A 6,342-nucleotide genomic window follows, 5' to 3' on the forward strand; every position below is an offset into this window, starting at 1 on the left:
TTGTTCCGTGTTCACCTCGGTGTTCACGTCCGTGTTCAGGGCCGTGTTGTCCTCGGTATTCACCTCGGAGTTCTCGGCCGTGTTCACCGTCGTGTTGTTCGCCGTATTGACCTGTGAATTGTCGTCGGTGTTGTCGGCCGAGTTATCCGCGGTGTTCGACGTCGTGTTCAGCGACGTGTTCAACGTGGTGTTCGCACCGGTGTTGTTGGTGGTGTTCGCCGCCGTGTTGTCGTCGGTGTTCTCGACCGAGTTATCGAACGTGTTGTCCTCGGTATTCACCTCGGTGTTCACCGCCGTGTTCACCGCCGTATTCACGGCCGTGTTCACCGCCGTATTGTTCGCGGTGTTGACCTGCGAATTGTCGTCGGTGTTGTCGGCCGAGTTATCCGCCGTGTTGGTCGTCGTGTTCAGCGACGTGTTCAACGTGGTGTTCGCACCCGTGTTGTTCGTGGTGTTCGTCGCCGTGTTGTCGTCGGTGTTCCACTCCGTGTTGTCGGCCCAGTTGGCGTCCGTGTTCCACTCGGTGTTATCCATCCAGTTGTCCCACGTATTGATATACGAGTTGTCGGAGGTGTTCGCCGAGGTGTTCGCCGAGGTGTTCGTCGACGTGTTGTTGAGGGTGTTGTTGAGGGTGTTGTTCGTGGTGTTCTGCGCGGTGTTCTGCGACGTGTTCGCCGACGTGTTGTCCGCAGTGCTCGCCCCGGTGTTATCGGAGGCGTTGGTGCCCGTGTTGTCGGTCGTGCTCTGGTCGGCCACCACCCGGAACGAGATCGTCTGCTGGTTGTTCGCCTGGTACGGGTCCGCGCTATCCGGGAGACTGATCGTCATCGTCTCCGTCGTCTCGTACGACGGAGCCTGCAGGGTGATGGTGCCCCACACGGTGCGATCGATGCCCGACGTTCCGATGTCCTTGCCGATCATCTGCGGAATCGAGAAGAAGGTCCGCGTGGTCTCCACCGGGGCAAGGGTCTGATTCGCACCGTTCATCTGCACTTGCGTGAGTTTCGTGCTCTCCGTCACCTTCAGCTGGCCGGTGGACGCGGGATACGTCGTGCCGGTCGTGTTGTTCCATGCGGCGATGTTGCAGGTGAATATCTCACCCACTTTCACCTCGGCAGGGCAGGTCTCGAAGCTGATGCCGACCTCGGTCGCCTGCGCGGCCGCCGGTGCGTCGATCGTCGAGCCCGGCGCCGGCCCGCTCGTGACGGTGAGCGGGCCGTACAGGGTCTGCGTGCCCACGCTGTTGAAGCTGACCATCTTGTAGCCACCCTCTTTGATCTGCGTCGGCAGCGCGCCCCCGCTGGGGGCATTGGCCGCGACGCGCAGCGGCACCGTCATGGTGTACGTGAAGGTCTGATAGATGCTCGTGGACGCTCGCCCCGACATTCCCGTCGGCGACGGATCGGGTGCTTCGGCGGAACAGTACATCTGACCGCTGCTGACCGTGCAGGAACGCTGCGTGTAGAACTGGGAGTTCGTCCCCGAGATCGACGGTGTTCCTGCAACCTCGAGCCAGCTCGGCATCGTCTGAATCCAGGCGTGGATGCCTCCCCAGGCGTACGTCTGAGCCGAGATGATGGTGCCGGGAGCCGGCGGAGTGATGGTGAAGCTCCAATTGAACGTGTCGCCGGGCTTCAACCCGGACGACGCCGCCTCTGCGGGTCGCGTGTCCTGCGCCATCATGAAGACGCCGAGGAGGAGCGCCATGCTCACGCTCAGCAATCGGAACGCGACGGTTCTCGCGCGATGCCTCGGTCTCTCGGAACTCTGTACTTCCTCGGAAATCTGCATACCTCTTCCAATCGAGATTGGTGCTGGGTGTGCCGCTAGACAGTGCGGCCCAGTGAACACAGAACCAAATGCAGAGACACCGTCATCGGTGCTTCGAGGAAATGCGGTAGAGAAAGAGTGAAATGCAGTAGTGAAAAGTGATCTTTAGGTACCCGAATGGCGTGTCGCGCTCACATGCGCCGAGCCCGCTGCAGCACTACAGCGGGAGACCGGGCGCCTCGGCCCGGTCGGTGAAGAGGCGCTCGACGCGCGTCGCGTGCGCGTAGTTGCGCTCGACGAGCTCCTGCAGCGCATCGGCTGCCGCAGACACCCCGGGCACGTCGGGAATCGTCGTGCGCTCGGCGCCGATGAACAGGTCGATATCGCCGGAGCCGAACAGGCGCTGCACGAGCGTGCGCCGTGTGCGCACCTCGCGGGTGCGCACGAAGGAGACCTCGCTGCGGTGGCGCGAGAACACGCCCTGACGCTGGATCACCCGCCGCGTCGTCACGGTGGTGCGCCAGGTCAGCCAGCGCAGCAGGGGGAAGACGCCGAGCAGCAGCGCGAGCAGGATCGCGCCGCACGCTGCGAGCGCGTTCATCCAGCCCTCGGCGAACGTGCCGATCCAGTAGCCTCCCGCGGCCGCGACCGCCACGAGCACCAGCACCGGCAGCACGAGCCTGCGCCCGTGCCGCCGGAACCGGAGCACCACCACCTCGGGCTGCCCGTACTCCGCCGGCGCCGGCCCGAGCACGGAGTCGACCTCCGAGGTCAGCGACTGCGGGTTGCGTGAGGGCATGCCCCTATTCTGCACCGTTCACGAGAGAGGCCTCGGAAGGCCTACTGCGAGCCCGCTGCGAAGCCCCGCGCCCGATCGGCCAGAGCCGCCGCCGCGCGTTCGGCGGCGTCCTCCGCCGACTGCGCAGCGTCGCCGGCCGCGTTCGCAGCGCCGTCAGCCGCGTCAGCGGCGGCGGACGCAGCGGTCGCCGCGCTGCTCGCGGCTCGGCGCGCGCTCTCGGACAGGGCTTCGCGATCCGACTCGGCGTCGGAATCGAACCGATCGGCGGATCCGCTGTCGCCGTAACCGGCTCCGTGGTCTCCGGCGGTGCGCTCCCGGCGCGACGCGCTCTCCTCGCGATCGTCGGCGCGGCGCTCGGCACGACGGCCCTCGGAGACATCGCGCGATGCGCGGCCCGCGGCGGCGCCCGCCGCGCCGCCCGACACCGCGCCGTTGAGCATCCCGGCGAGGTCGATGCCGACCGTGTCCTTCGCCATCTCCAGCAGACCCTTGATGTTGCCCATCGCCTCCCCGGCGACCTTCGACGTGCCGTCCGCCGACACGACCGTCATGTGCTCGATCGCGCCGATGGCGCGCGCGTACTCCGTCGCGATCTCGGGGAGCAGGTGGATGAGCTCCTGGGCGAGCACCGCCTGCGACTGGGTCTCGAGCGCACGGGCGCGCGCATCGATGGCCGTGGCCTCGGCCGTACCCTTCGCCTCGAGGGCCGCCGCCTCGGCGCGGCCCTCGGCCTCGAGCGCCTCGGCCGCGGCGATACGCGCGACGCGGCTCGCGACGCCCTCGCGCTCCACCGCCTTCGCGCGGCCCTCGGCCGCCGACACCGATGCCGCCGCCTCCGCCTTCGCGAGCGCCTCGACCCGGTAGGCCTCCGCCTCGGCGACGGCGCGCACGTCGGCGTTCAGCCGCTCCGTCTTCAGCGCGACCTCCTTCTGGGCGGTGATCTGCTGCTGCTCGACGATCGCCTGCTGCTGGATCGCCTGCTCGAGCGGCTGAGCGGCCGATGCCTGGGCCGTCGCCTTGTCCGTCTCCACCTGCACCGCCGCCTGGCGCAGCTTCAGCTCGCGGTTGCGGTCGACGAGCACCTGCTCGGCCGCGATCTTCGCCTCCTGCGACGCCTGGTACGCGTTCGTCTCGGCGATGTCGGCCGCCTGGCGCACCTTCGCCGCCTCGGGGCGCCCGATGTTCGCGATGTAGTCGGCGCCGTCGCGGATCTCCTGGATCTGCAGGGTATCGACGACGAGGCCCTGCTTCGTGAGCGCCTCCTCGGCGGCTTCGAGCACGCTCTGCGCGACGACCGCGCGGTCGCGAATGATCTGCAGCACGGTCAACCCGCCGATGATCGAACGCAGGGAGCCCGAGAGCACCTCCTGCGTCGACTCGTCGATCTCATCCGAGTTCGAGAGGAAGCGCTGCGCGGCCGCGCGGATCATCTCCTGCGTGCCGCCGACCTTGACGACGGCGACCGCCTGGGCCTGCATCGTGATGCCGTCGGTCGTCTGCGCCTCGGTCGTGATCGAGAGACGGCGCGAGCGCAGCGAGATCGTGAACGACTTCTGCACGAACGGAACGACGAATACGCCGCCGCCCGTCACGACCTTCTGCCCCGACAGGTCGCGGCCGCGGTTGCCCGCGGCGTCGACGACCTCCTTGCCCTTGCCGCCGGTCACGATGATCGCCTCATCCGGCTTCGCGATCCGATACCGCTTGATGATGACGAGAGCGATCAGCACGAGGGCGATCACCGCGCCGAAGATGCCGACGATCGCCGGGCTTGCGAGGAACATTACGTCTCCGTTCGGTCTGACGGTTGGGCGTGGGTTTCGGGGAGTACGGGTTCGACGCGCACGGAGGTCGAGGTGACGACCTGCACGATGCGGACGAGGGCGCCGCGCGGCACGGGCGCGGTTGCGGTGGCCGAGAGCGAGATCCGCTCGCCGTGCCGCGTCACCGCCACCTCGCCGAGGCCGTTCGCGGGAATGGCGAGCACCACGGCGCCCGTCGAGCCGACGAGATCGGAGCCGCTGACGGCGGTGTTCGACTCCGCCCCGCGGATCGCGCGGGAGAGCCACCAGGCGGCCGCGGCGCCGAGCAGACCGGAGAGGGCGCCGACGATCGTCGCGACCGGAGTCGACATGCCGGCTCCGACGCTCGCGAACGACGCGAACCCGAAGATCGCGGTGAACGCGGCGATCGTCGTCAGGCTCAACGGGCCGTCTCCGAAGTCGAACGCGTCGAAGATGCCGTCGAGCAGCAGCGATACCAGCAGCAGCACACCGCCGACGATGCCGATGATCAAGAAGATTCCGCCATCGAACAGCGAGCCGTCGAGCAGGCGCTCGATCCAGTTCATGAGGCCGTCCATGGCGCCGTCCTTCCGATGGCTGTCCCTTGCAGAGTACCAAGCGCTCGCCCTGACCGCGCAATGATCGCGCGCACCCCGCATGGCGGCGGGCCGCCGGGACGCGCGCCGATACCCTGCCGAGCCGGCAGCTCGACGCGCAGCTAGAGGCGCACGATCGAGGAGAGCAGCTCGCGCCCGTACTGCGAGCGCGGCGCCGTGAAGAACGCGCGGTCGCCCGACTCCACCACCGAGCCGCCGCGCATCAGCAGCACCCGGTCGCACAGCTCGTGCACGACGCCGAGGTCATGGGAGACCACGATGATGCCGAGCCCGAGGCCGTCGCGGAGGTCTCGCAGCAGATCGATGATGCGCGCGCGAGCGGTCGTGTCGAGCGCCGAGGTGGGCTCGTCGGCCACGAGCACCCGCGGATCGGCGGCGAGCGCCCGCGCGAGCGCCACCCGCTGCCGCTGACCGCCCGACAGGCGATCCGGCGCGGCGCCCGCGATGTCGGCGTCGAGGCCCACGCGCTGCAGCAACTCGCACACCCGCGCGGCGCGACCGGCCGCTGCGGAGCCCGCACCGCCGCCAGCGGAACCGACGGCGCCCCGGGCGCGCAGCACCTCGTCGAGCACCCCGCCCACGCTGCGACGGGGCGTCAGCGACGAGAAGGGATCCTGCGGCACGAGCTGGATCCGCCGCAGCTGCGCCCGGCTGCGGCGCGCCCCGAGCACGGCGCCGTCGAGCAGCACGTCTCCCTCGGAGAGGCGCACCTGGCCGGCGATGGCGCGAGCGAGCGTGGTCTTGCCCGATCCCGACTCACCCACGATGCCGAGCGCAGACCCGGCCCCGAGCCGCAGCGACACCCCGCCGACGGCGGCGAAGTCTCCGTACTGCACCCGGGCGTCGCGCACCTCGAGCAGCGCGGGGGCGGCAGCTCGCTCGCGCGCGAAGCACCCGGTTCGGCTGTGCGCCGACGCCGGCGCCGCGACCGCAGAACCCGCGAGTTCGGGCAGCGTCGGCGCCGCCGCCAGCAGCGCGCGCGTCTCGGCCGTCGCGGGAGACGCGAGCACGTCGGCCACCGCCCCCGTCTCCACCACGTCGCCGTGCGCCATCACGGCCAGGCGATCGCACATCTCAGCCACCACGGCGAGGTCGTGCGAGACGAACACGAGCGTCAGCCCGCGCTCCGCCCGCAGGCGCTGCAGCAGGTCGAGCACCTCGCGCTGCACGGTCACGTCGAGCGCCGTCGTCGGCTCGTCGCAGAGCAGCACGGCGGGCGAGCCGGCGAGCGCGAGCGCGATCACCACCCGCTGCCGCTGACCGCCCGAGAGCTCGTGCGGGTAGGAGCGCGAGATGCGCGGCGGATCGGGCAGACGCACCTGCGCCAGCAGATCGAGCACCCGGCGCGCCGCATCCCCTCCCAACCGCACAC

5 protein-coding genes are annotated in these 6,342 nt (G+C 69.3%); all 5 read right to left on the reverse strand.

Annotated features, from left to right (window positions below; genetic code table 11):
* A partial coding sequence (locus tag NS354_RS11505) for a hypothetical protein (protein WP_206542609.1) occupies positions 1-1,713 on the reverse strand: 1,713 nt, incomplete at its 3' end.
* Positions 1,714-1,987: 274 nt separating this feature from the next.
* Complete coding sequence (locus NS354_RS11510) at positions 1,988-2,569, reverse strand: PH domain-containing protein (protein WP_058594618.1); 582 nt, start codon at positions 2,567-2,569, stop codon at positions 1,988-1,990.
* Positions 2,570-2,610: 41 nt separating this feature from the next.
* Positions 2,611-4,353 carry an SPFH domain-containing protein gene (locus NS354_RS11515; protein WP_241490506.1) on the reverse strand — a complete coding sequence of 581 codons (1,743 nt, stop codon included), beginning with the start codon at positions 4,351-4,353 and terminating at the stop codon, positions 2,611-2,613.
* On the reverse strand, positions 4,353-4,931 hold the full coding sequence (locus NS354_RS11520; protein WP_058594619.1) for a hypothetical protein: 579 nt from the start codon (positions 4,929-4,931) through the stop codon (positions 4,353-4,355). The genes NS354_RS11515 and NS354_RS11520 overlap by 1 nt, the downstream gene beginning before the upstream one ends.
* A 140-nt stretch (positions 4,932-5,071) precedes the next feature.
* Positions 5,072-6,342, reverse strand: a 1,271-nt coding sequence (locus tag NS354_RS11525) for an ATP-binding cassette domain-containing protein (protein WP_153002204.1), incomplete at its 5' end; no start/stop codon positions are given.

The sequence above is a fragment of the Leucobacter chromiiresistens genome, assembly GCF_001477055.1.
Lineage (GTDB): Bacteria > Actinomycetota > Actinomycetes > Actinomycetales > Microbacteriaceae > Leucobacter > Leucobacter chromiiresistens_A.